Source organism: Microbulbifer maximicatervae (SeqCode) (assembly GCF_052467225.1).
Map to the genome: position 1 here is coordinate 2,506,629 of NZ_CP174303.1, position 23,621 is coordinate 2,530,249.

Below are 23,621 nucleotides of genomic sequence, written 5' to 3' on the forward strand. Positions count from 1 at the left end.
CGATTTGTCTCGGGATTGAGCATAGATAGAGTAGTCACTGGGGAATGTCCAGGCAGTACGCCAGGGTAATTGTCAGGGCATTAAATCACTCTGTAGGGAGGTGAATAGATGTCCCGCTGGTTGATTATCGCAGGAATAATTTTAGTGTTGGCTGGGGTGCTATTGCACTTTTCCCCAGGGTTATTCAGCTGGTTCGGGCGCTTGCCGGGAGATATTCGTGTGGAGTCGGGGCGCACCCGTTTTTACTTTCCAATTGTATCGATGATTATCGTTAGTTTGGTATTGAGTTTACTGGTGAATTTATTTCGACGTTAATAAAAAACCGCCAGGGCAACTATCTCCTGGCGGTGAGAGGGAGTTTATGGAGTGTAGCGGAAGCGCATCAGCTTGTAGGGTGGCTTGGCATTACCAAGGCCAGAACTGAAAGCAGGATGCTGGTGAAGCTGATCCTGGGTGATATATACCCAGCCATTGCTAATAGCGAGGCTGTCAGGCCAAGAGAGCTGTTTGTCCTGTAACAGGATTTGGTAATTGCCCTGGGTGGTCAGTCCAATGGCGTTATTCTGCAGGTCGGTAACCAGCACGCCACCTTCCGGTGCCATTGCAATGCCATCACTGGGGTTTTTGGGGCCAAATTCTTCAACTTGTGCGGTTAGTTTACTCTCGGAAATATCGGCGTCCGCCAACTGTGCCGCAGGAAGGCGGAAGATTTTATCGCCGCTGAGGCTGCCAAAGTAGAGCCATTCAGACTTGTCGTCCAGGGCAATGGGATTGAGACCAAAGTGCAGGCTTTTATTCGTATCACCTTCAGTTTTAGCCGCTAGCAAAACTCCACCGATGATGAGATCCTGCTTTGGCGGCATAAATTCATTAGCGCTTTCCAGTACACGCCGAGAGCGTCCGGTTTTCAGGTCGACGACAATAATTGCCGGTTTGGTCGCGCCGTTAAAATTACCGAAGGACATATCGGCGATGTAGATTTTTTGGCGCTTTTCATCCAGGGCAAAATCCTGCGGAAATAGATTTTCTACTAATGCTGACTTGGAAATTTCAATCTGTTGGTGCAGTTTATTATTGACGCTGTCCCAGGCGACAAGTTGGACGGGTGTATTTTCACCGCCCATATCCAAGATCCAGACGATGCCTTTGCTGTCAGAGTGAATGCCAATTACTGATCCAAAGCCCACTTCACCCTGTTCAGGCCCATCCGCCCAATCTCGATTGGGAAAGGGTTGCTTGGAGCCGTTGGCCATTACCTCGAGTACTTTTAGTTTTGGCGCATCCAGTGGGTGCATGCTGACCAGTACCCGGCCATTGGGGGTGATAGTGACACCGGCAGCGCGGGATTCGCTGAATTCAGTGACTGTTTGCAGGGACTCCGCTTCAGCTGCGTGAGTGACACTGGTGGCTAAGCTGCCAACACCTGCAAGAGCCAGAGCGGCAAATAGTATTTTTGGGGACTTCATTGCGACTTCCTTAAATTTTACTGTGTCTCAGTTTTTGGCTTGTTTGCGCAGCGCATCTTCCAAGGCGCTGAGCTTTTTGTTGCCGATATAAAGCTGGGACAGGGCAGCCAGGGCGGCGCTGCCAATTTTCTGTTTGGCATCTTTGCGCACGATGAGCGTTGCTTTATCTTGAGTGCCGAGAAGCCCTTTGGGCTCTTTTAGTGCGCGGATGGTGTAGCGGTTGTGGAGAAATTGCGGGTGCCACAAGGGAATCACTACCCAGCGCTCCTGCGCTACGGCGTCTTCAAAACGGTTGAAGCAGTCTGCTTCTGTTCCCGGTCGGAATTCGTAACCTGCCTTATCAAGACCATAGGCATGAATCATTTCAGTGGAAAAGCGGCTAATACCGGCACCGGGATTAATTCCCTGGATCAGGCGATCCATACGGGTGAGAGCGGGTTCGCTGAGTAGGTCATCAACACTGGCAATTGCTTTTTCGGGCACATAATCCGGCACACCCCAGATACAGTAGGGCTCATACAGCACGGTCACTTTTTCGACCTGGTCCAGCAGGGGATTCAGGTAGACCTCGTGGCTGGAGGGCAGCCAGGCCGAAGTTAAAAGGTCGATTTCCCCGTTTTTTAACAGCTCGAAGGCCGCCTCATGGGGGGCGGACTTGAAGCTGGTTTGGTGGCCGTGAGCCTCAAGAACCTTGGCGACTTCCCGGGCGCTGGCCTCGTGGAAAGAGAGCGCAATGTGTCCGATGCGAATACTGTTATCCATACCGAAACTCCCTGGTGTAAGTTTGTGACTGTGCAGTAGTGGCTGCGATAGGGATATTGTGGTTGCTTTGATTTACCGGATAAACTGCAATTAATAGAAATTAATATTCGATATTTCCGATCAATGCTGATAGATAATCTCAAGTTGTTCCTGCAAATTGTTGATAAAGGTAGTCTGGTCGCCGCAGCGCGGGACTCGGGCCTATCTTCCAGCAGGGTTTCCGAGCGCCTTGCGGCATTGGAGTCGCACTTCGGTGTGGTGTTATTGAATCGAACAACCCGGGCAATTAGCCTGACAGAGGAAGGGCGTACCCTGATTGAGGGTGCTAAACAGATTCTGGGTGAAGTGGATGACCTTGAAAGCCGTATTCGATTAGGAGCACAGACCCTGTCCGGTGGCATTCGCGTAAGTGCCCCCTGCGACTTGGGGCGTGCGATTGTGGCCCCGGAAATTGACCGCTTCTTACTGGATCACCCGACTATTTCTATTGAATTGCTGTTATCGGATGGTTATGTGGACATTGTCGGTCAGGGTATTGATATTGCCTTGCGTTTCGGCGCAATCACCGACAGTTCACTTCGGGTCAGGACCTTGAGCCAAAAGCAGCGCATCCTCTGCGCTTCTCCCAGATATTTACAAGAGCGAGGTACTCCACAAAAGCCCGGGGACCTGAAGGGTCACAACTGTCTGGTAATGCGTTTCGGTGAAAATCTGGATAACCACTGGCGCTTTCTCGGCGGCTGCGATGGATCGGGAAGTGAGCAAACTGTGGTGGTGCGCGGTGACCGGGTGACCAATGACGGGGAACTGGCTCGTCAGTGGTGCCTGAAGGGAAGTGGCATTATTTTAAAATCGGAACTGGATGTAGGGCCGGATATTCAGGCGGGCAGGCTGGTTCGCCTGTTAGAAAAGTACACTCCACCGCCGGTACCACTTCAAATGTTGTTCCCTCCAAGCCGGGCCCAGCCGCGCCGGGTGACGGTATTTACAGACCGATTGGCCATGAAGTTTATGTCCACTTCTGCGAGGATTTAATCGCCCCTCTCAAGTTGATTGTTATCTTTATTTATTTTGAATTCAGGCCGTAAAGCTATGGCATTTTTTTATTCTTCTATAATTAGGCTTGTGACTTTCTAGTTCATTTATATCAGTGCCGGTATTAAGTTTTTTAGTGGTGGAGGCAGTTGATGATACTAGACATCATATATGCGGTAATTATTCTGTATGTGTTGATTTGCCTGGTGCTGTATTTTAAAGACAAGTCCTACTTCTACAAAAATGCGGCCATTATACAAGCCCCACCCGAAGCCTTGTTTGATTATGTGGTAGACCTACGAAATTGGGAAAGCAAATATCCGAACACTTTATTTGCGGAATACAATCTGGGGGGCGATAAGTCCACTGTAGGTAGCGTAGCGATCGAAAAATATTGGGGGATTACTGGCTACCACGTAATGAAGCATCAATTAATAAATTATGAGCGGCCCAATAAGATTTCCTGGGAGGGGAAGACGATTTACGGTGGTGCGCTGGTTCTATTATTTTTACCAATTACTAAACACATCACGGGCCATTTCAGTTACACCATTACCGAAATGAAGGGTGGGGCAAGTCACTGGGAGAGACAGTGTTATTTCAAAATGCACTCTGCGAACCCAATATATCAGCTAGTGTACTTGCTTTATATGCCGCTATTCAGGCTTGAGCTGTTAAAGGCATTGCGACTATACCAGGCGGAAGTGAAAGAAATGATGGAGAAGATTTACACGGATTAATTGTATTTTTTTGACGCCAAAAAAAAAGGCCGCATGGGAGTACGGCCATCAAGGGACTTATTTGCGAGATAGGAGAGTGTAAAACTCGTTAATTAAAAATCGTATCTGATTGACGCAGAGAAAGTACGTCCCGGCGCCGCATTGACAGAAAGATCGCTACCTTCATCCCAGCCTGCAACATTCAGGTAGGGAACGTAGTATTTATCCATCAGGTTGTTAACCGCCAAGTTCACAGACATGGAGTCCATTACCTGATAACCCAGGGTCCAGTCTACAGTGCCATAACCGGCAGTTTCAGTAGCGCCGTCGTTCACTTTTTCCATACGGTCTGCCCAGCGCACCAGTACCTGGCTGGAGAGTTTGGCTCCGCTGTAGCTTGCACCGACCACGCCAGAAAGTGGGCTGATGCTGGTAAGGTATTCACCGGTGGTGTCGTTTTCGCCGCGCTGGTAGCTGGCATTTGCAAACAACTCGATTGTTGGAGACAGGTACCAGCTGGCGCTCGCCTCTATACCTTTGATGGTGACAGATTCGATGTTCTGGTACTGGTACTGTTCAAATACATGGGAGAAACTGCCGTCATCACCATTTACAAATTCTTGGTGAATTAAAGTGGTTTCCAGGAAATCATCGTATTCGGTATAAAACGCTGCAGTACTGAAAGCTACCGGGCCCAGGTGCCCGCGCAGGCCGAGCTCGAAGGTGTCACTGGTTTCCGGTGACAGATCGTCGGCGGGAAGTACCTCATAGATGTAACTGGAGGTCGGCTGCAGGTAGTGCTCAATATAAGCTAAATCGTAGGCCGGTACTTTAAAGCCCTGCCCATATTGGGCAAAGGCAGATAACTTTGAATTGATTCGATACAGAGTGCCCAGGTTGAAGGAAACATTGCTTTCTTCAATGGTGGCAAATGGGGTGCCGTCAGTCTTCAATGCGCCGTTCGGGTCCATTTCGTACCAGTCGTAGCGCAGGCCCGGGGTAACGGTCAGCTGGCCATTGGCGAATAACATTTCGTCATTGATAAACAGGCCGGCGCGCGCCACTTCGTTTTCTGGGAATTTCTCGGTGGTGGAGTCCAGAGTGGAGCTACCCGCAACTTCACGGTATTGGTGAACGGTACGCTCGCTCTCGGTTTGCTCCAGGTCCAGGCCGTAACCCAGGGTGTGGGTCTCATTCAGGGTTTTGCTGGCGTTGGACAGCAGGCCGATAGTGTCCTGGCGGTAGAGGCCGGTTTCCCACATATCGCGGATTTCGATCACACCGAACATGGGGGCGTTGATGTCCAGTTGGCCGTACTGCTCGTCTTCCTGTTCAGACTTGTTGTTGTACAAGCTGATATTTACCTGATCGTAAATCGCAGTTGGAGTCTCGCTGTGGTAGCGGAGCTGGTATGCAGTGGTCTCTTTGTCGGAAACAGATTGTTCAGCGACGATGTTGTAGCCGTAGTCGGCCAGTCCGCGGAAGTAATACAACAGGCCATCGGCACTGTCGCCGACAGTTTCCTGGTTCCAGTGGTCAATGCTGAAACTGATAAAGTCTTCGCCACCCAAGTTGTACTTGCCTTTGTACAGGATGCTCTTCGATTCAATCTCGAAGGGGTCCTGGGTTTCGTCGTAGTTCTGTTGTTCTTCACCATCGCGGAAGGTGGTGTGCAGCAGTTGCTCAAAATTGCCGGTGCGCAGGGCGAGGGTAGGGGAAACATTGTGTTGGCTGGTGATGCCGTTGTAGCCGGTCTTGATAGATCCGCCAAACTGCTCGCCATCCTCCAGGTAGTCGGAAGCATCTTTGGTGGTGAATACTACGATACCGGCAAGGGCGTCTGAACCGTACAGGGAGGAGGCTGCGCCTTTGGCAACTTCAACCTGCTTTAGGGTGTCCACTTCAATAAAGCCGCGACCAATAATGTCGTTTTGGCCATTGGCGCCATAACCCTCGTTCACCCGCATACCGTCTTTGATAATCAGTACACGGTCACCGCCCATGCCGCGCACCAGAATATTCTGTGCGCCGCCAGCCTCACCAGTTACTTCAACGCCAGGTTCGTATTGGAACAGCTGGTTCATGTCATTGAGCTGAAGCTGCTCAATTTCTTCATTGGTCACCACGGAAACGCTGCCCGCAACGTCTTTCAGGGGTTTTTCTGCGCGCCCGCTGACGACGATCAGCTCGAGTTCATTGCTGGACGGAGAGGTCGGGGTCTCTGCGTACAGGTTTGAGGCGGAGGCTAAGCCCAAAATGGCTGCTGCTAGTGGGCGACGTTTCATGGTGAATTCCTTGATGTCGTTGATTCGGTCTGCTCGTTAAGGGTCTCTGGTTGCCCTTTCGCTTGGTCTTGTCGACCAGTTCGGAGCGAGATTATATGGATACTTATTAAAATGTAAAGGTAAATGCGAATCAATATCAATTAGATTAAATTTGACCTTAAAAGTTTCTTTGGGTACTTTCCGCTCAAATTTGTGAACGGCATCAATAGTGGGGCTTGGGAGGCTTGCAGTGAATATTCAATCAATTGAGACCTTAATGGCGGATGTGGCCGACCTGTTTATGGCCCCAGTATTACTGGCGATCCTGGTACTTTTTATCTACTCGCTTTATGCCGCTGGGCGCTTTATTTCACTGTGGATGCTTCGCCGCAAAAATGCCGGAGCCTATCGGTTGGCATTGAAGCAAGGTCGGGTTGAGCGCCTGCCGGGCTACCAAGTACACAACTTTTACGTGAATAATCCTTTGGCATGTGACGACGAATTGGAAGTTTTTGCGTTGAGAAAACTGGAACTTCTTCGCATGGCTACCCGGATCGCGCCCATGTTGGGTTTGATTGCCACCATGATTCCCATGGGGCCGGCACTTCGCGCGCTGGCCGATGGCAATATCCAGGGAATCAGTGAAAACCTGATTATTGCTTTCGCCGCTGTGATCTGGGGCTTGGTGATCTCCACGATTACCTTTTGGCCTGCCTCAGTGAAAAAACGCTGGTTTGCCTCTGAGCTTATTAATATCCGCAAGCTGAAGGAGGCCGACTGATGCGCTTCCTCGACGAAGATGAAGAACTGAATCCTATTCTGAGCGCGGTGAACCTGATCGATGTGTTTTTGGTCATTATTGCCGCGCTGCTGATTGCCATTGCGCAAAACCCCTTGAACGTTTTTTCCAATGAAAAGGTCACGGTGATTAAAAATGCCGGCGAACCCAATATGGAAGTGATCGTCAAGGACGGTAAGGAAATCAAACAATACAAATCCACCGGGGAAATTGGCTCAGGGGAGGGCACCCGTGCGGGAGTGGCTTACCAGATGGCCGATGGCAGCCTGGTTTATGTACCGGAAGGGGAAGGTAAAGAAGCTCCCGCCGGTGAAAAAGCTTCGGGGGGGAATTAGTGGTGCGTAATAAACTATGGGCACAGTTTGTGTGCCTATTGATGAGCTTGGCTTTTGCAACCTTTGCCCAGGCCAGTGATAAACCCAAAGTACTCTTGATGATGTCGAGCCACACGGCCAAGGCAAAAGGTACATTGCTGACTGATCTCTCTGCAGACCAACCCTTTGAGCTGGAGATCTTTAACAGCAAAGGTAAAAGCGATGAGGAAATCGACCTGGCCTGGTCTTCCGCTGAACTGATAATGCTGGATGGCATCAACCCGGCGCTTTCTGCTTTCATGTTTGGCAAGTTCCAGCCAATGCTGGCCAAGCATCCGCAAGTTCCGGTGATTTCCCTGGGGGATGCAGATAATAAGTCCATGAACCAGGGGTTGGCAGAGTCCGAGCATCGGGCGATTGCCGCTTATTTTAATAATGCGGGCCGTAAAAACTACCGGCATATGATGCAATTTTTGTCGGCAGAGGTATTTGACCTTTCCAGTGGCTCAGTACCGGCACCGATAATCGTACCCAAGGTGGGTTTTTATCATCCCCGCCTGGAGCAGCTTGTCACCGACAAAGAGGAATTTTTCTTTGACTGGTTAAAGCCTGCTGAGAAGCAGCCAGTGATTGCCGTGGCTATCCATCGCTCCGTGGTGGATTACGAGCAGCAGCAGGTCGTCGACACCCTGTTGAATGGTCTTGAGGCTAAAGGTGCCAAGGCTTTCGCCTTCTTCTTTGAAGGCGAAGACTTGCCGCTTTCCTATCCAGACTTATTGCAAACCGAAAGCGGCAATACCCGTGTTGACTTGATGATTAATTACCGCTCCCTGCACTATGTCAGCAAGCGCCGCGCTGAATTTGAGAAGTTGGGAGTGCCGGTTATTCATGCACTCAATTACACCGAGGGCAGCGAAGAAGAATATTTTGCTGATAACAGCGGTGTATCTCCATCCCTGACACCATTCTTCCTGGTAATGCCTGAAGATACTGGCAGTATCGATCCGGTGATTATCGCTGCTAGTAAAGACGGCAATAAAGTAGTGATGGATGTACAGATGCAGGCCTTGATAGAGCGCGCCTGGAATCACGCCTCCCTCGCTTATCAAAGCAACACCAATAAAAAGGTGGCAACGTTTATTTGGAACTACCCGCCCGGGGAAAAAAATATCGGTGCGGCTTTCCTGGATGTACCCAGCTCGATTGAGTCGATTGCCCAGGCAATGCGCGAAAGAGGCTATGAGGTACATATCAGGGATTCAAAAACCCTTATCGATTGGGCCGGGCAGTTGTTGCGCCCCTATTATCGTCGCGAAGACAGCGCAGCCTTGATCGATAAAGGGCTGGCTGATTGGATGCCACTGACCACCTATCAAGCCTGGTTTGACCAACTGCCTGCAACTGTACGGGATCCTATTGTAGAGCGTTGGGGCAAGCCGGAAGACAATACCATGTTGGCCGAACATAACGGCGAGCCTGCATTTGTTATTCCCCGGATGACCCTTGGCAATTTGATTGTGTTGCCGCAAGGCGTTCGCGCGGACAATGCCAAGGATCACTCTTCCCTCTACCACGATATGAAAACCCCGGTGAACCACGCCTACCTGGCGGTTTACCTCTATGCGCGGGAAACCTTTGGTGCCGATGCCTATATTCACCTGGGAACCCATGGCTCTCAGGAGTGGCTCAGTGGCAAAGAGCGGGGCCTGTCGGTTTACGATGCACCTAGTTTGGCCCTGGGAAATATCCCGGTGTTCTACCCCTACATTATCGATAATGTGGGAGAGGCTATGCAGGCCAAGCGCCGCGGCCGTGCCACCATGATCAGCCACTTGACCCCAGGCTTTGCGAAAGCAGGCCTATATGCGGAAGTGGCTGAGTTGTCCGAGTTAATTGGCAATTACCTGGTATTGTCTGAGGGGCAGACCCGGGCCAATACTCAAGAGCGTATTATCGGTCTGGCCGAAGAGCTCAATATGCTCAAGGATCTGGAAATCAGTGCTGAAGCCTTAAGTGCGGATTTTGATGGCCAACTGAGCCGCTTGCAGGATCATTTGGGTCAATTGGCAGAGATGAGCCAGCCGCTGGGCATCCATCGTTTTGGTCAGTTGCCAAAGACCGAACACCTCACCAGCACCATGCTTCAAATGTTGGGTGAAGGGTTTATCACCGCAGCGGATGAATATGAGGCGGAGCACGGGTTGCGTTTGCCGGAAGAGCAAACCCGGGACGAGCGCAATGTTGTGGCTTTGGAAGCGCAGGCGGGGTTCCAGTTGCTGGATACCTTCCTGGAGGGCGGTGAGCTGGAGCAGGTTCCTGAGCCCTTGCAGGCCCAGTTGGATCAGGCCCGGGAATACTCCGATAACTTTGCCAAAATTGCCGAGCTGGAAAACCTGATGTCGGCACTCGATGGTAACTATATTCCTGTAAGCCATGGGGGTGACCCGATTCGCAACCCGCAGGCGGTGCCCACCGGCCGCAACCTGATTGGCTTTAACCCGGCTAAGGTGCCGTCGAAGGAAGCCTATGAAGCTGGTGTACAGCTGATGGACCAGACCATTGCTGACTACCATGCAAAGCACGGCCGCTTCCCGGACAAGTTGGCATTCTCCCTGTGGTCCCTTGAAACCATGCGCCACCAGGGAGCCCTGGAAGCCCAGATCCTGCACGCCCTGGGCCTAAAACCAAAGTGGAACCAGCAGGGCAATGTTACCGGTACAGAAGTTATTCCCTATTCGGAATTAAAGCGCCCGCGTATTGATGTCGTAATCTCTGCGACAGGCCTTTATCGGGATGCTTTCCCCAACGTGATGCTGTGGTTGGCAGAAGCCATCGATAAAGTGGCGCAGATGAAAGAAGACAATAACTTTGTCTACCGCCACAGCCAGGCATTGCAACAGCAACTGTTGGAAGACGGCAACAGTGAAGAGGATGCTCGCTATTTGTCATCGGTGCGTATCTTCTCCAATGAAAGCGGCAACTATGGAACGGGCCTTGCCGCCGCCAGCCTGGCCTCTGACAGTTGGGAGGGGGATGACAAGCTCGCTGACCTCTATATGCGCCGTATGGGCTTTGCCTATGGCAAAGATGAATCCCGCTGGAGCGAGGATCAGCGCAGTGTTGAGCTGTACGGCAAGGTGCTGTCTGGCACTGATGGGGTAATTTTTTCCCGCTCCACCAACCTCTACGCCATGATGACCAATGACGATCCCTTCCAATACTTTGGCGGTATCGGTCTGGCGGTTCGCAATCTGGATGGCGCAACGCCGGAAATGTATGTGTCCAATTTGCGTCGCAAAGATAACGTAAAAGCGCAAACCCTTGCGGAGTTCGTTAACCAGGAAATGCGCAGCCGTTACTTCCACCCCCGCTGGATTGAGGCGATGCAGGACTCCGGCTACGCAGGTGCTACCGCTATCCTGGATCGCGTCAACAATATGTGGGGCTGGGAAGTAATGACCCCGGAAACTATTCGCGACGACCAATGGCAGGAAATGTTTGAAGTCTACGTGGATGACAAATATGAAATGGACATGCGCGAATTCTTCGAAGAGCACAATGCCGAGGCCCTGGCCCAGATGTTGGAGCGAATGCTGGAAGCGGTGCGCAAGGGGTATTGGGATGCGAAGCCTGAAACCCTGGAGAAAATGGTAGAGACCTACACCGAGCTGGCAAATCAGTTTGATGTGGCTACCGACAATGACAAGTTCAAGGAATTCGTCAATCAGCAGGCACTAGGGTTCGGCCTTGCGGCCCTGGCCAATGCCCAGGTATTGGATAACCCTCAGGTTAGCAGCGCCAATGCTGCGCAACAGGTCAGTGGCCAGAAGCTGGAGCAGGTTGCAGAGCCGACTCCCAGTGATAAGCCGGAAAAGCTGATATGGCTACTGTTGATGGCTATAGTGTTGGCTGGCTTTGTCAGCGGTTTCTTTGATCATAAGTGGGTGCGAACCAAGCCCGCTTAATGCCCTTCTTTAACGGCACCCGATCTGCTTAAGGCCGGGTGCCGTTAACCCCCCTCTGTTTTACCCCTTTCGTGTAAATAATCTTAAAGCTGCCTCGGCTACTGGGTTAAGAATTGTTGACCCCGGCAACTATTACTCTCTTACTGTGTTAGCTTTCTATATAGAAGGTGAAAAGTGCATTTTGATTACTTTGTAAATCATTAAGCTTGCAGCTTGTCAGATTAATAGGGCTACAGCTTGGTGAGCTTCTGACTAAAGCTGTCTCTTGAAAGGAGGTTGGAACGATGGGAAAACGATATCAGGCGGCCTTCCTGGGCCTTATATCGATTACGGCAAATGCCTGGTCTCTGGAAAACCCTTACTCGAGCAATGGGGCGGTGGCTGGGGGTTCTGCCAAAGTAGAAACGGAGAACCTGTTTTCCTGTGCTTCCGGTCGCTCCCGGTTGTCGCCAATGGGGGTGAAGCAGGTAGAGGGCAAAGCCTTTACCGTTCCGGCTGAAGTGAATTACAGCAAGCGGTACTTTGCTGCGGATCTCTATAACCAGTGCTCTGGGGTCACTCCATCCTCATTGGATGATATTGATCTTACAAAGGTACCGGTGGTCGATATCGACAAAGAAGGTGAGGTGGTTACCGGTTATATCTTTGCTGACAATTATTTTGAGCTATATATCAATGGCAAGTTAGTTGCTGTTGATCCGGTTCCATTTACGCCGTTTAACTCCAGTGTGGTTAAGTTCAGGGTGAAGAGACCCTACGATATCGCTGTAAAAGCGGTTGACTGGGAGGAGAACTTAGGGGAAGGCACAGAGAGTAACAGAGGTGTCCGCACCCATGCCGGTGACGGTGGCTTTATTGCAAGCTTTTCAGATGGTACCAAGACGAATTCAAAGTGGCATGCACAAACTTTTTATACAGCACCTATTTATGATTTGGGGTGCTTGAAAGAGCGGGGAGAAGAGCGAACCTCCTCGGACTGTGCTGAGAGGCCCCCAAAACCAGGTGCACAAGTCTATTCTCTGCACTGGGATATTCCGAAAAATTGGAAAGTCGACGATCGCTATCTTTCTTGGCCTTATGCGACAGAGTACTCGGAGCAGCAGATAGGTGTGGACAATAAAAACGCGTATATGAATTTTCGGGAACAGTTTTATGGCAGTGGAGCTAAATTTATCTGGTCAAAAAACATAGTCCTGGATAATTTGGTGTTGTTGCGCTATCGAGTTGAGTAACAGTGTCGTCATTGGCCAATTAATTGCTGTGCGTTGAAGTCACTGCGCACAGCTTTATCTCTACCCAGCCAAGAATAAATAGATTGTCTGAATTGCCTGCCTAGTTACGATTTTCCAGTTTGTCCTTATATTCACTTTTTCTCACAGAAAATTCCATTCCAAAATGGAATAGAAATTTGAGCTTCAACTTTTTTCTTCTATTGCCTTTCGTACACTGAAATTATTAATTCTGCTTAAAAATCTACCAAATTTGTTTCTTGTGAAACTTATTTTTTGGTTTTTTGTAGGTGACTCCTGATCGTATTTGGGGGAATCTCGCCACTGGTATTTGGCTTGAACTAATTTGGTGTAAAAAGGGTTTTCGTGAAATATGTCTGCTTTAATTCCGACGTTCCCCACAGTTTTGAAAAATAATTTAGATTCTGTTCAATTTTTATGAAAATTATGTGAAAAATTTCCCAAAAAAAAGCTGCGTGATAATTAGGATCGATCGTCTCAACTAAATATCGAATGTTAAGAATCGTAAAGATGCCAACATGAGGTAGGGCTGGTTAAGCTGTCGATAGGACGTGCTTTGCCGTTGCACGTAGCATTATTTTGAGAGAAAAGCTTGTGAGAAAAATAATTCCTCTCGTCGCCATTGCAGTGGCAGCAGGGTATTTCGTTTGGGCCAAAAGCCAATCTGAAGGTCAAAAACCAGTCGCTGAGCTAGAAAAGCCCAAGCCAGCTATCAGTAAATCTGCTCAAAAAGCAGAGCCGCTTAAACCTGAGGAGGTTCAGGTGGGTGAAGAGGAGCTCCTCGAAAGTGATGAAGAAAAAGCACTTTGGGTTGAGTCAGAGCTGGCCAGGGAAGCTCTTCATGAAAATGGTCGCCTACCCGTAGATCTCAATGGTGAAACCTATCTCGAGCTGGATATTGATATGCTCCGGAATCTCACTGTTGGTGATTACGTCGACATTGACTTGCCAGGTATTGAAGGTGATTACGATGCTCAGGTTGGCAGTATCGAAGAGCATGCCAGCGGCAACAAAAGCCTACAATTAAATTTTCCGGGGATGACTCGCCTGCATGGCGCAACTTTTACGCTCGGAGCAAATTCTGTTTATGCACAACTAAACTTACCTTCCGGATCATATACTATGGAAGCTCAGGGTAGTTATGCGTGGATAGCGCCTAATGGTGCATTAATTAAAAACCACGTAGAGAAACACGATAAGGATATGTCCTCGGAAGCACCTCGTGAAAAGACCTGGTCGGATGACGATGTTCCGCTAAACGACTTCAAATAAGAAGAAATTGATTCAAGGTAATTATGCTTTGAGTTAATAGTCAGGCAAAGGAAGGCCCAAGAAAATCCTGCAGATACCGGGGGCTCGTCTCCTCAGGCGGTTAAAAGGCTAGGGATAGCTTTTTGATCGAGTCAGGGTATTAAAAGCGTATTGTTACTCCTTTGGGCAGCAATTTTATTTAATTGCTGGGGGAGGAGTGTGCACTACTTATTATAATAAAAGGAGTCTTATAATGAACCTGAAGAAAAGCCTGGCTGCTGCTATTGCAGCACTGACCGTTTCTGGCGCTGCGAGTGCCGATACTGTCGATATCGCTATTATGTACACTGCACCAGCTGCGGAGTATACCGGTGATATCTCAGCCAAAATCGATAACTATATCAGCTATGCCAACAATTCCTTTTCAAGGAATGGTGTTGATATCCAGTTGAACCTGGTAGACACCTGGCAAGCTTCCAGTTCAGATTTTCGTGTAAACGAAGAGACCCTGGACCTGATTACCTTCCACAACACTGTGAATAACTGGCGATCCTCTGAAAAGGCGGATATGGTGGTTTTCCTGGGTAAAGCTGAAGAAACCGTAATCGACGGCAATACTTACATTACCTGTGGTATTGCCTGGGTTGGACAGGGTAGCAATGGCACCATGTACTCCAGCGCAAAAGAGCGTGCTTACAGCGTAACTGGCGTTGACTGTGGTTATAACACCTTCGTTCACGAGCTGGGCCACAATATGGGTCTGGTTCACTCAACCAAGCAGGGTGATACCTCTGGTGGCGTTTACTCTTACGGTATGGGTCACGGTGTAGACAACAAGTTCTCTACCATCATGGCTTACCCTTGGAGATACGGCGAAAACGTTACCCAGTACGATTGGTTCTCTGATCCTGACTGGTACGAGTGTGGTGGCTTGGCCTGTGGTGAGCGCTCAAACGGCGTAGACGTTTCAAACGCTTACCGTGCTCTCGGTCCTATCACTGATGATCTCTCTGGTTACTACTAATCGGCACTAATTTGCTGAAAGTAATTGTAGAGATTACTGGCTTATAGCCAAGGGAAATCGGGAGGTGCTCTCCCGATTTTCCATCTGAAAAGAACGGTTAATTAATTAACCAAAAAACCGAATACTGAGTGGGTAGCGCCAGAATAGGCCTTCATTGGCCCGGATTGCACCAATCACAATAAATATAACATTGATTATTGCTAATGCAATCAGCCCCAAAATACCGATAACAAAAAATATCATTATGACGGAAATTATAGAATAGATAAGCAGGCTTAACATCCAGTTAAATATCATCTTGCCGTGTTTATCGATTTCTTGAGAGCGGTCCCTTGTTGTTGCCCACATAATAATGGGTAAAACAAAACCAGCACCAGGAATTACGATCCAAGCCAATTGACTTAGATGAAGCAGCATTATGAAGGTATTTAGTTCCATATCCCAAGGGCGATAATCTTCCATTTAGCGACTTTCCTTTTGATCCAATGTCCTGTGTAAGCTGACTTACCTAGCTGGCTCTTCCGGTTGACAGATAAAAACCCCAGTCATCTCTCCCTTGCGCAATAGCAGCTCGGGCAGCTTTATCTGTGTCATAACTTACCTTAAAAAATTCTGCGCTCCAGGCTCCATTTTTGCTTCTCTCTATCAGGGCGTAACTCGCATGGGGGCTAAAGGTTTCCATAATATGGGGTTGCGGTTCACTGTCAGTATAAGCAGGTAGCCCAGCGCTGCCTGGATTTAAGACCAGCTGGCCACTACTGACAGAGATACAGCGTGGTTGATGTGTATGCCCACATAGAATGACTTTTGAGGAAATCTTTCCAAGGAGGTTGAGGATTTCATGGTTGGAACGTATCTGGGGGCGGCCGCTGCTGGTATCTTCCAGCAGATATATGAGGTCACTACTGGGTGTTCCATGGCAAAGAAAGACTTCATCGGTGATTTGTAAGCTGGGTGGTAACTGCTTCATCCATAATAGTGGTTTAACACCAAGGTCTTTCAGAATAAATTGCAGGGTTGGGTTGCTTTCTATTTCGGTAGATGTGGCTTCATATATTTGCCGGTCCTGATTACCGCGAATTGTCGTGTAACCTTGCTCCATTAAGCGTTCATAGGTGAGTCGTGGCGCAATAGGGCCATATAAAATATCACCCAGGTTCACCGTTAGATCGGCGCCTCTCTTTTTTAGATCAGCAACAATGGCATCGAGGGCATAAACATTGCTATGGATGTCAGACAGGACCGCTATTCGCATTGAGCTCTCCGCTGGACTGCTGAAAGTACTTTGACTGCCGCTATATTTTCACAGAAAGCTTCCTGTCGTCCATAAAACTATAAAAAATCAGCGGTCAAAAGCCAGGCGAGAGGCCAAGCCGAGGAAAATAACTCCAAGAAAACCATCCAGGTGCCGCTGAATATTGGCCTGTGTAGCAAGAGATTTTCCCAGCTTGCTAAACGATAGGGATACCAGGGTGTTAAAAGCCAGCGCTGTAATGCTTAAGAGTACGCCCAATACAAGGATTTGGGGCGTGATTGCTTGGGATGATACGGTAAATTGAGGCAGGAAAAGGCTAAAGAAAAGTAGGGCTTTGGGGTTCATTAGGTTGTTGAGTAAGCCCCGGGCGATCAGCTGTGTTGCCGGCAGAACCACGGTATCTGGTTGGTTATTTTGTGTCACTCTATTTGAGCGCCAGTTGCGAAGGAGTGACAATCCAAGCCAAATTAAATATACGGCGCCTACCAGTTTTACTACCAGTGCTACCAGAGGCATCGTCTGCATGATATGTCCGAGTCCGAGAGCAACTAGCGCCGTTTGCACCATCCCGGCAGTAAAAATGCCCAATGAGATCATTGCTCCTGCAGTAAATCCGCGAGCCGAAGAGTAAGCAGATATTAACAGTAGGTCAGGACCAGGGGAGGCCGCTAGAACAACCGCTACGATCAAGAAGGCGGGTAAAATACTGAGGTCGATCATATGAGGGGTGCCCTGAAATTGCGATTTTATCACAGCAGGTGAGTTTACTTCTATGATGGCCATGCCTTGCTTTTTCCCAGGCTTCTACAATAAAAGTGAGTTCTACGACAGGGTGCAATGGTACCAGTGAGCCATATAGACCGGGTGTTAGTGGTTGGTGCGGGTCCAACGGGGTTGGCGGCAGCTTGTGCTTTGTCATTCTATGGAATCAAATGCCGAATAGTTGAACGCCGTACCAAGCCCAGTGAACTCTCTCGGGCAGTCGGTATTTTTCCCTGCACCATCAGGCGCCTTCTTAAGGTGGGCGTTTCAGATAACTTGGTCTCTGAGGCGATGCGACTCTGCAAAGTTCAATATCTTCAAGCGGGTAGGCCGCTGTTGTTTTTGGATAACCGGGGCGATGCGTATAAAGAGTATGTGGGCTTTGGGCTGCCGCAATATCGCACTGAGGAGATCTTGAAGGACGCTCTGCTCACGCAGGGTGTTGTAGTTGAATACGGTATTGCCGCTACTGAGGTGGACTCTAGCGAGCGCAGAGTGGAAGTCACCCTGTCTGACGGTAGTGTCGAATGCTTTGACTGGTTAATTGCTGCTGACGGAGTTCATTCAACTATTCGTGAAAAGCTGGGCATTCCCTTTCCGGGTATAGATTTGCCACAACCTTGGGGGGTTGCTGATGTGGACACAGAGGGGGAGTGTGACCCTGACTTGATTAGTGTAGATATTCAGAAGCCCGGCAATCAATTTACTATTGTTTTGCCCATGGGGAAGCAGCGATTAAGAGTAGTTGCTACCCAGCCAGATGCATTAGCAGCCTTACATCAACCGTTAAACATCAGTAATATCCGCCGCTCCGGTAGTTTTCAAATTTCCATTCGCCAGGCGAAAAGTTATCGCTCCCAGCGCGTACTTTTAGTGGGAGATGCCGCTCACTGCCATTCTCCGGTAGGTGGTAAAGGTATGAACCTGGGTATTGCCGATGCGATAGCTGCGGTTGATGCCATTATAAACGGCACAGTAGATAGTTATTCTGATGAGAGGCATAAAATAGGCGCGGCGACTATCCGGAAGACAGAAATTATTAGACGAATTATTAGTTCAAATGCCTGGGTGAATATAGAGTTGGTTCGTATTCTGGCAAAGCTTATTGTAACTTTCCCTGTAGTGCGACATGCCTATATCCAAAACCTGACAAAGCTCTAAGAGGTTGGTTATTCCTTAAGGATTTTGTTGTAGCCATAGGTATCATTGCCGTAGACCTGGAAAGTGCTGACGTCGGGAATATCATATTCAATTAAACCCTCGTCAGTTGAATACATGTCCTTGCCATAAGGGGCTACTTTTACGTGGTTAGCAGTGCATCTTGCTACAAAGGAAAATCGCCCTTGAGTCTTACTGCTGTTTGGGTATGAGGCATGCATGTTTAATGATGAGAAAATCAAGCACTCTCCAGCCTTCATCTTAATATCCTTTACTTCGAACTGGTCAAAGAAATCTTCTCCAATCAACTTAAGAGCAGTAAATAGGACAAGAGCACTTTTGTTAAACGTCCTTCCATAAAAAGCGACCTTTACTGCGTGGTATAGATAAACTGGCGACAGGGGTAGTAAGGATAAGTAGAATATCTTGTTATTGGGCGTAAAATTATAAAGATAGTCGATCCTGGCGTCGGTAAAGGAGCCTGCCAGTATCCGCAAACATCCATTTTCGGGGGTGGAATCTGTGAGAGCAACCCAAGCATTTAGTTGGATTATTGCTGGAGAAGTTTCTTGAGTAGGTTGTAACTTCGCATATTTCCCGGCCTCTCTAAAAGTTGCATTTTGGTGCCAAGGGGTTTCGTCGGTTCCTGGTAATTTATGAAAGAACTGGCTGCGCCAACACAAAACTTCATGTCCGAGAAGGCTGGCGAGACGTTGGGATATTTGGGGCTTTCGGATCAACTCCCGAAATGGCTTAAGTCGCAGTGCTTGGTACAATCCCGCATAGTCTATTGACCAGCGTCCATGTTTCTTCTCTATTTGGGGAATATGCTGCCCCAAATAACAAGTACCCTGGAAATCACTGTCGTACTCCTCTAGGGCCAGTACCTTCAGTTGTTCGGCCCCCTTTTTGTCAATTGCTTGGAAAGGGGGGAGATATCCATTCTGCTCAAAAAACGAGAGGTCTCCATCGCTGAGAAAAAAGTTGTCATCTCCCCCTGCATTTGACCATTTTCTTGGTAGGTTTATCTTTAAGTCTTTTAGCTGATCAAGTGTTTCTAATAGCTTTTGTTTTTTAGTTTTCTGCCAGGGTAGGATGAATACTCGATAAAGTAGTATTGTTGTGACTCCAGCTAATATTTTGAGGTGCTGAATATTTGAGATTGGAAAATTAGCAGTGTCCGCCAGGTTGCTCATTCCTCTGAACATTTTTTTTAGTGTATCGCTCACCGATTTATTCCTGCGATTAAGAGGTTGTCAGGCAAAATTTGGGGTCAATATTGAATCTGTCATGAACCTGTTTTAGGTGTCATTATTCGTTCATTAATACTAGGCAATTACTGAACCGCCTGTTGGCGCAATAGTTTGGAGTGTATCCTAGGTCGAGGAAGACGACATGATCTATGGGAGAAAGGGGGGTATTATTGGCCCAGGTCTTGGTAATCAATTGCTAGGATTATTGATTGCCAAATTTAGGACCTGTTGGGGCATTCTGTGTTACTAGCAGCAGTTTGATGCTGCTGATTCTTTAGCGCAAACACGGTTTTCATTTTTCTGGCAGATACTGGTGTCATCCCCAAGAAAATTCAACTCCAGCCTGCGAGCAGCTTGATAATTTCCTGCCAGCTCATCTGCAATAGAGCGAACCTGCTCATATCCCGTCAGCATTAGGAAAGTAGGTGCCCGACCATAGGATTTAATACCAGCAATATAAAATCCCTTATTATGATGGGATAGTTCCTCAGCGCCATGTGCTTTCATCGAGCTACATGAGTGGTGGTTTGGTTCTATCATTAGAGCAAGGACCTTAGGCGCCTCTACAATATGATCTATATCATGTAACGAATAGCCATAATAGGTTTTGTTAATGTATTTTCATCCGCTTTGAAGTGTGATTTATGGTGCCAAGAGATCCTTTTACGGAATGCTTGTGATGTTGTCATGCGATATTGAATATCAGTGAATCTAAAACGCCCTTGCCACTATGCACGCCACCCTCCATTTCCTGAGAGGATTTACTTCGAACTAAGTAGCCGGCAAAACCTTGTTCTGAAGTAGCTGGTTGACCATTGAAATGAACCGTAAACATACCTATTTCACTGATTAAATCGCCTACTAAATATAATTCAGAGTCTCTGACTACCAGGGCGGGGTTGCTTCTAGGGGGCGGGCTCAAGCGTGGCATTAGTGCCCAGGCAGGGTATTCGTCTACTGAGAGCTGTTTGAGTTTCAGCTTGATATCCTGGCCAAAGACACAGTGCCCGCCGCCTTCTCCCTGATTTTTGAGCACCCACTTAGAGGCGTTCTGCTGACCGAACCATTCTATCGTTTCTGATGAAATTGGTTGCATGTCGCCAAGTAATGACTTGATTAAAACCGCTTCATCCTGGGATACATTGAACCCGGTTAGCATTTCTACTGACATGGACGAAAGGATCATTTGTACACGCTTGCTGGTAGCCAGTTGTTGGCTTACGGTTGCATTAATTGCGATCCGATGGCTCTCAAGCAAAATTCGCGATTGCATCAGTGTTTCACAGCAGCGCTCGCTATCCAGGTCTTTGGCGACATAATCACAGTAGTTGTAGCCGGCTCGTAAATACACGCAATCTACAGGGCCTACTCCTTGCAGCAAGAGCCTATTGTTGGGGCCTGTTACCAGGCCCGCTTTGAGTTCACGAAAGGTCTTTCGTACCGTACGAATGCCTTTTTCAGCTAAGGCATATTCAAGAAGGTGTTGGTCGAAGACATTGTCTTCATGCTCCTGTATCACCATTAGAAATGTTGGGCTGCCACCATCTCCAAACTCGCTTTTGATGGCTCTTGTCGCATCGGCAAGGCCTTGGGAGAGTCGCTCAATTGCTGGGTTCTCTATAGGTTGGCCGTTCGAAGTATTGGACCAATCGGAATAGGTCTCAGGACTTTGCGAGCGGATGAATTGGTGCAACTCGTAAATACGCTGCCCAAAGGGCCCCATTCCTGCTGCGATTCCATTGAACTCAATGAGCTTTGGTCCCTGGCTCTCATCGTCCATAAAGTCACTTCTCATAATCAGGAGGGGGAGGCGGGGCGCATTTTTTATTTGACCATGCATGGCGAGTAAGGCACCGAAAAACGGGTCTCCATGTGCAACAGGCCTGATAGCTTCGTGAAGAAATTGGTGATCTTCTGAGACTTGATGGATCAGCTTTCCCAATAGGGGTACTGCTTTCTTTAACGTCTCAAACCGTTCCAGGGCGATAGTACTTGGGGTAAGGCTAAAAGGAACATGGCTCGCTGAGCCACGACTAGATTTGAAAGCCAGGCCATGGGCAAGCCCCCACTCTACCGCTTCATTGGCTGCCTGAATGGCGTTTGGATGGCTCTTTTTCATGGTTTCCACTGGCCTTTGTATGCTGGGGGGCACAACTCAGATTATATGATATTTCTAGAATAATGGAAATATAAGTGTTAAGTAAAGGTGTGTGTTCGAGTTATTTCCGAGGTATCCAAGAAAGGTATCAAGGGAAGGGAGCCAACTAAAGCTGGCTATTTCTGTAAATGGTCATTCTAGCGGTGCTTGAAGCAGAATTTAGGGCCTAAATGTATCCATCGGGGTGAAGAGAAGAAAGTTCGGACGCTCCATCGATAGGGGGCGCCCGAAGCAAGAGCGACATTGTTCAGTGCTGATCCGGTACCGCACACTTGATATCAGGACACTTTATCGGTGTATTGAAATCATCGTGGCAGCATTCATCTTGTAAAAACTGAATAACCTCAGTCAAGTGCTGATATTCGGCTACGCAGTAGAGGGTGCGGCTCTCGCGTCGCTGGAAAATTAATCCTGCCGAAATCAGACTGGAAATATGGTGGGAGAGGGTTGATCCGGGGATATCTAATTGCTCCTGGATGTTGCCTACAGGAATACCCGGTAGTCCGGCTTTGACTACTTTTTTGTAGATCAACAAGCGGGTTGGGTGTCCCAGCTCTTTGAGCGATTTGGCTACTTCTTCGATTTCCATCATGATTTGGTCATAAGTTCTATATTTGTCGAAATATATACAGTTTAGTGCTAAAGATAAAGTGTCGTGTGGACGACTGCTCAAGCTAGTGCTGCTACTAGTTGTTTAGGGTATTGAGAGGAAGCTGCATTACTTATATTTCTTTAAACTATATTACCAAACTTACCGAAATAATGATTTCCTGCTAATTGCCCCATAGCAGAGGGGGAATAGCTATTCTGAAGTAGACTCATCATCTTCATCATCATCCAGGATTTCATTGTAGTCGTAAGAATCTTTGCCAAACACCTGAAAATTGCAATGTGAATTCCAGCAAGTCCTCCATAGTTGAAATGTTGTCTTTGCCATAAGGAGCAACTTTTACGTGATTAGCTGTATACCTCCTGGCAAACGAAAATCGAGATTTATCTTGTGATGTGTTTGCAAAGGATGTGTGCATATTTAGGGGTGAGAAAATAAGGCATTTGCCGGCTTTCACTTCCAGGTCTTTTACCTCCAGATCACCAAAGAGAACTTCCTCAATAATGCCCCTTGTGTTGATCAAAAGGATGGCCGCTTTTTGAAAGAACTCACCAAAAAGGAATTGCTTGGCAACTCCTTCTCGTCTTCAGCACTAGAAAACAGGTTGGCCAATGTACTTTTCTTTCTCTTCGTGGGGCTTTCATTTAGGTTGCCCAGAGATTTTTATTTCAAGAGTTTGTAATGCAAAAGTCTTTAGTGTTAATGAATTGATCTGAGGCTCAACTTCGAAGAAGTTTATTTAATGGCATAGGCATAGATAGCGGCTAAAACGTGATCTGCACATGAAAGGGCGCCGTCAGTAGAAATAAAATCTCAGCTTATGTGATCGGCGCCCAGATAACTTTGGATTGCTATAAAGCTTGGCCTCGCCAAGTTTTGGCTAGCAGGCTTACTGATGTTTAGCTAGCTCGACAGGCCCATGGTCATCACAGTGATCACCATGAACATGGTGAAGTCGCCCGTTAACCAGGTAGTCAACATGATCTCCGTGGGGAACCTGCTCATGGCCACAGTTTTTGCCATGGACATGGGAGCTGTCGTAGCCCCCTTTAACAGGGTGGCAGCCCTCCGGGTTTTGGGTGCTTATTTCCAAGGCGTGTTCGTCGTAGTGGTCTTTGTGGGGATGGTGTAGGTGGCCGTCATGGAGGTAGCAGATATGGTCCCTGTGGCGAATGGCTGTGTGGCCACAGTGGCTATTATGGGTATGTGAGTGATGCTTCGCCTGTTGGCACTTGCCTTTTTCCACGATAACTCTCCTGGCCGCTTGGCACTTACATGGAACCACTCGTCGTCGAATGCTTCTAGAATCAATAATTTGGCGCCACATTTGGACAGCCCTACATACTAAATCTAAGAGCATCCGGGTGTAGTTTCCAAATATGATCTTCTATCAATGGCAGAAAATCTGCCCCTACCCCTCAAATCTTGATCTGCGATGGCCTTACGGATGACTAGTCACTCAAATCTATCCATCAATTCAATTTGCAATCGATTGCATTTGCACATTATAGTTAAAGCACGGTGCATCAAGTAGCGTTTAGCAACTCTTTATGCAATCGATTGCATAAAGCTTTAT

22 protein-coding genes are annotated in these 23,621 nt (G+C 48.1%); 10 read left to right on the forward strand and 12 right to left on the reverse strand.

Annotation, left to right across the window (positions count from 1 at the left end; genetic code table 11):
• Positions 1-108: 108 nt before the first annotated feature.
• Positions 109-315, forward strand: a complete 207-nt coding sequence (locus tag ACJJIZ_RS11100) for a DUF2905 domain-containing protein (protein WP_444916159.1) — start codon at positions 109-111, stop codon at positions 313-315.
• Positions 316-359: 44 nt separating this feature from the next.
• Here ACJJIZ_RS11100 and ACJJIZ_RS11105 read toward each other — a convergent pair whose 3' ends face one another.
• The gene (locus ACJJIZ_RS11105) at positions 360-1,466 is read right to left on the reverse strand and encodes an L-dopachrome tautomerase-related protein (RefSeq protein WP_444916160.1); all 1,107 of its coding nucleotides are present in this window, start codon (positions 1,464-1,466) and stop codon (positions 360-362) included.
• Positions 1,467-1,493: 27 nt separating this feature from the next.
• A complete protein-coding gene (locus ACJJIZ_RS11110; RefSeq protein WP_444916161.1) occupies positions 1,494-2,228 on the reverse strand; it encodes a glycine betaine ABC transporter substrate-binding protein in 735 nt (244 codons plus the stop codon).
• Positions 2,229-2,351: 123 nt separating this feature from the next.
• Between ACJJIZ_RS11110 and ACJJIZ_RS11115 the strand changes: the two genes are divergently transcribed.
• Both ACJJIZ_RS11115 and ACJJIZ_RS11120 read left to right on the forward strand, forming a co-directional pair.
• Positions 2,352-3,263 (forward strand): LysR family transcriptional regulator, encoded by a 912-nt coding sequence (locus tag ACJJIZ_RS11115; RefSeq protein WP_444916162.1) that lies wholly within the window; start codon positions 2,352-2,354, stop codon positions 3,261-3,263.
• Between the two features lie 152 nt (positions 3,264-3,415).
• A complete protein-coding gene (locus tag ACJJIZ_RS11120; protein WP_444896778.1) occupies positions 3,416-4,003 on the forward strand; it encodes an SRPBCC family protein in 588 nt (195 codons plus the stop codon).
• Positions 4,004-4,095: 92 nt separating this feature from the next.
• Here ACJJIZ_RS11120 and ACJJIZ_RS11125 read toward each other — a convergent pair whose 3' ends face one another.
• Entirely contained in the window at positions 4,096-6,267 is a 2,172-nt protein-coding gene (locus tag ACJJIZ_RS11125) for a TonB-dependent hemoglobin/transferrin/lactoferrin family receptor (RefSeq protein ID WP_444916163.1), read from the reverse strand.
• Positions 6,268-6,496: 229 nt separating this feature from the next.
• On the opposite strand from ACJJIZ_RS11125, the gene ACJJIZ_RS11130 reads away from it, so the two are divergent.
• The 6 genes from ACJJIZ_RS11130 to ACJJIZ_RS11155 all read left to right on the forward strand — a co-directional run bounded on the left by ACJJIZ_RS11130 (position 6,497) and on the right by ACJJIZ_RS11155 (position 14,849).
• Positions 6,497-7,027: a MotA/TolQ/ExbB proton channel family protein gene (locus ACJJIZ_RS11130; protein WP_413665263.1), complete on the forward strand. Its 531-nt coding sequence runs from the start codon at positions 6,497-6,499 to the stop codon at positions 7,025-7,027.
• On the forward strand, positions 7,027-7,380 hold the full coding sequence (locus ACJJIZ_RS11135) for a DUF2149 domain-containing protein (protein WP_444905685.1): 354 nt from the start codon (positions 7,027-7,029) through the stop codon (positions 7,378-7,380). The genes ACJJIZ_RS11130 and ACJJIZ_RS11135 overlap by 1 nt, the downstream gene beginning before the upstream one ends.
• Before the next feature lie 2 nt (positions 7,381-7,382).
• Entirely contained in the window at positions 7,383-11,324 is a 3,942-nt protein-coding gene (gene cobN, locus ACJJIZ_RS11140) for a cobaltochelatase subunit CobN (RefSeq protein WP_444916164.1), read from the forward strand.
• A 284-nt stretch (positions 11,325-11,608) separates the two neighbouring features.
• Positions 11,609-12,556 carry a hypothetical protein gene (locus ACJJIZ_RS11145; protein ID WP_444916165.1) on the forward strand — a complete coding sequence of 316 codons (948 nt, stop codon included), beginning with the start codon at positions 11,609-11,611 and terminating at the stop codon, positions 12,554-12,556.
• 612 nt (positions 12,557-13,168) lie between these two features.
• Positions 13,169-13,846 carry a protease inhibitor BamI-like protein gene (locus ACJJIZ_RS11150; protein ID WP_444905682.1) on the forward strand — a complete coding sequence of 226 codons (678 nt, stop codon included), beginning with the start codon at positions 13,169-13,171 and terminating at the stop codon, positions 13,844-13,846.
• Between the two features lie 232 nt (positions 13,847-14,078).
• The gene (locus tag ACJJIZ_RS11155; RefSeq protein ID WP_444905681.1) at positions 14,079-14,849 is read left to right on the forward strand and encodes a zinc-dependent metalloprotease family protein; all 771 of its coding nucleotides are present in this window, start codon (positions 14,079-14,081) and stop codon (positions 14,847-14,849) included.
• Between the two features lie 105 nt (positions 14,850-14,954).
• Here the strand turns inward: ACJJIZ_RS11155 and ACJJIZ_RS11160 are convergent, their stop codons facing one another.
• From ACJJIZ_RS11160 to ACJJIZ_RS11170, 3 genes are all read right to left on the reverse strand, one after another.
• A complete protein-coding gene (locus ACJJIZ_RS11160; RefSeq protein ID WP_444905680.1) occupies positions 14,955-15,311 on the reverse strand; it encodes a DUF4870 domain-containing protein in 357 nt (118 codons plus the stop codon).
• Between the two features lie 46 nt (positions 15,312-15,357).
• Positions 15,358-16,104, reverse strand: coding sequence for a metallophosphoesterase family protein (locus ACJJIZ_RS11165; RefSeq protein WP_444916166.1), 747 nt, complete (start codon positions 16,102-16,104; stop codon positions 15,358-15,360).
• A gap of 87 nt (positions 16,105-16,191) precedes the next feature.
• Positions 16,192-16,887 carry a LysE family translocator gene (locus tag ACJJIZ_RS11170; RefSeq protein ID WP_444916167.1) on the reverse strand — a complete coding sequence of 232 codons (696 nt, stop codon included), beginning with the start codon at positions 16,885-16,887 and terminating at the stop codon, positions 16,192-16,194.
• Positions 16,888-16,950: 63 nt separating this feature from the next.
• Between ACJJIZ_RS11170 and ACJJIZ_RS11175 the strand changes: the two genes are divergently transcribed.
• Complete coding sequence (locus ACJJIZ_RS11175) at positions 16,951-18,027, forward strand: FAD-dependent oxidoreductase (RefSeq protein WP_444916168.1); 1,077 nt, start codon at positions 16,951-16,953, stop codon at positions 18,025-18,027.
• An 8-nt stretch (positions 18,028-18,035) separates the two neighbouring features.
• Here the strand turns inward: ACJJIZ_RS11175 and ACJJIZ_RS11180 are convergent, their stop codons facing one another.
• The 6 genes from ACJJIZ_RS11180 to ACJJIZ_RS11205 form a co-directional block, all read right to left on the reverse strand.
• A complete protein-coding gene (locus tag ACJJIZ_RS11180) occupies positions 18,036-19,253 on the reverse strand; it encodes a phytanoyl-CoA dioxygenase family protein (RefSeq protein WP_444905676.1) in 1,218 nt (405 codons plus the stop codon).
• A 270-nt stretch (positions 19,254-19,523) separates the two neighbouring features.
• Positions 19,524-19,784, reverse strand: coding sequence for a hypothetical protein (locus ACJJIZ_RS11185; protein ID WP_444905675.1), 261 nt, complete (start codon positions 19,782-19,784; stop codon positions 19,524-19,526).
• 178 nt (positions 19,785-19,962) lie between these two features.
• Entirely contained in the window at positions 19,963-21,396 is a 1,434-nt protein-coding gene (locus ACJJIZ_RS11190; protein ID WP_444916169.1) for a hypothetical protein, read from the reverse strand.
• A 286-nt stretch (positions 21,397-21,682) separates the two neighbouring features.
• Positions 21,683-22,027: an ArsR/SmtB family transcription factor gene (locus ACJJIZ_RS11195; RefSeq protein WP_444905674.1), complete on the reverse strand. Its 345-nt coding sequence runs from the start codon at positions 22,025-22,027 to the stop codon at positions 21,683-21,685.
• A 253-nt stretch (positions 22,028-22,280) separates the two neighbouring features.
• Positions 22,281-22,568 (reverse strand): phytanoyl-CoA dioxygenase family protein, encoded by a 288-nt coding sequence (locus tag ACJJIZ_RS11200; RefSeq protein ID WP_444916170.1) that lies wholly within the window; start codon positions 22,566-22,568, stop codon positions 22,281-22,283.
• Positions 22,569-22,934: 366 nt separating this feature from the next.
• Positions 22,935-23,291, reverse strand: coding sequence for a hypothetical protein (locus ACJJIZ_RS11205; RefSeq protein ID WP_444913419.1), 357 nt, complete (start codon positions 23,289-23,291; stop codon positions 22,935-22,937).
• Between the last annotated feature and the right edge of the window lie 330 nt (positions 23,292-23,621).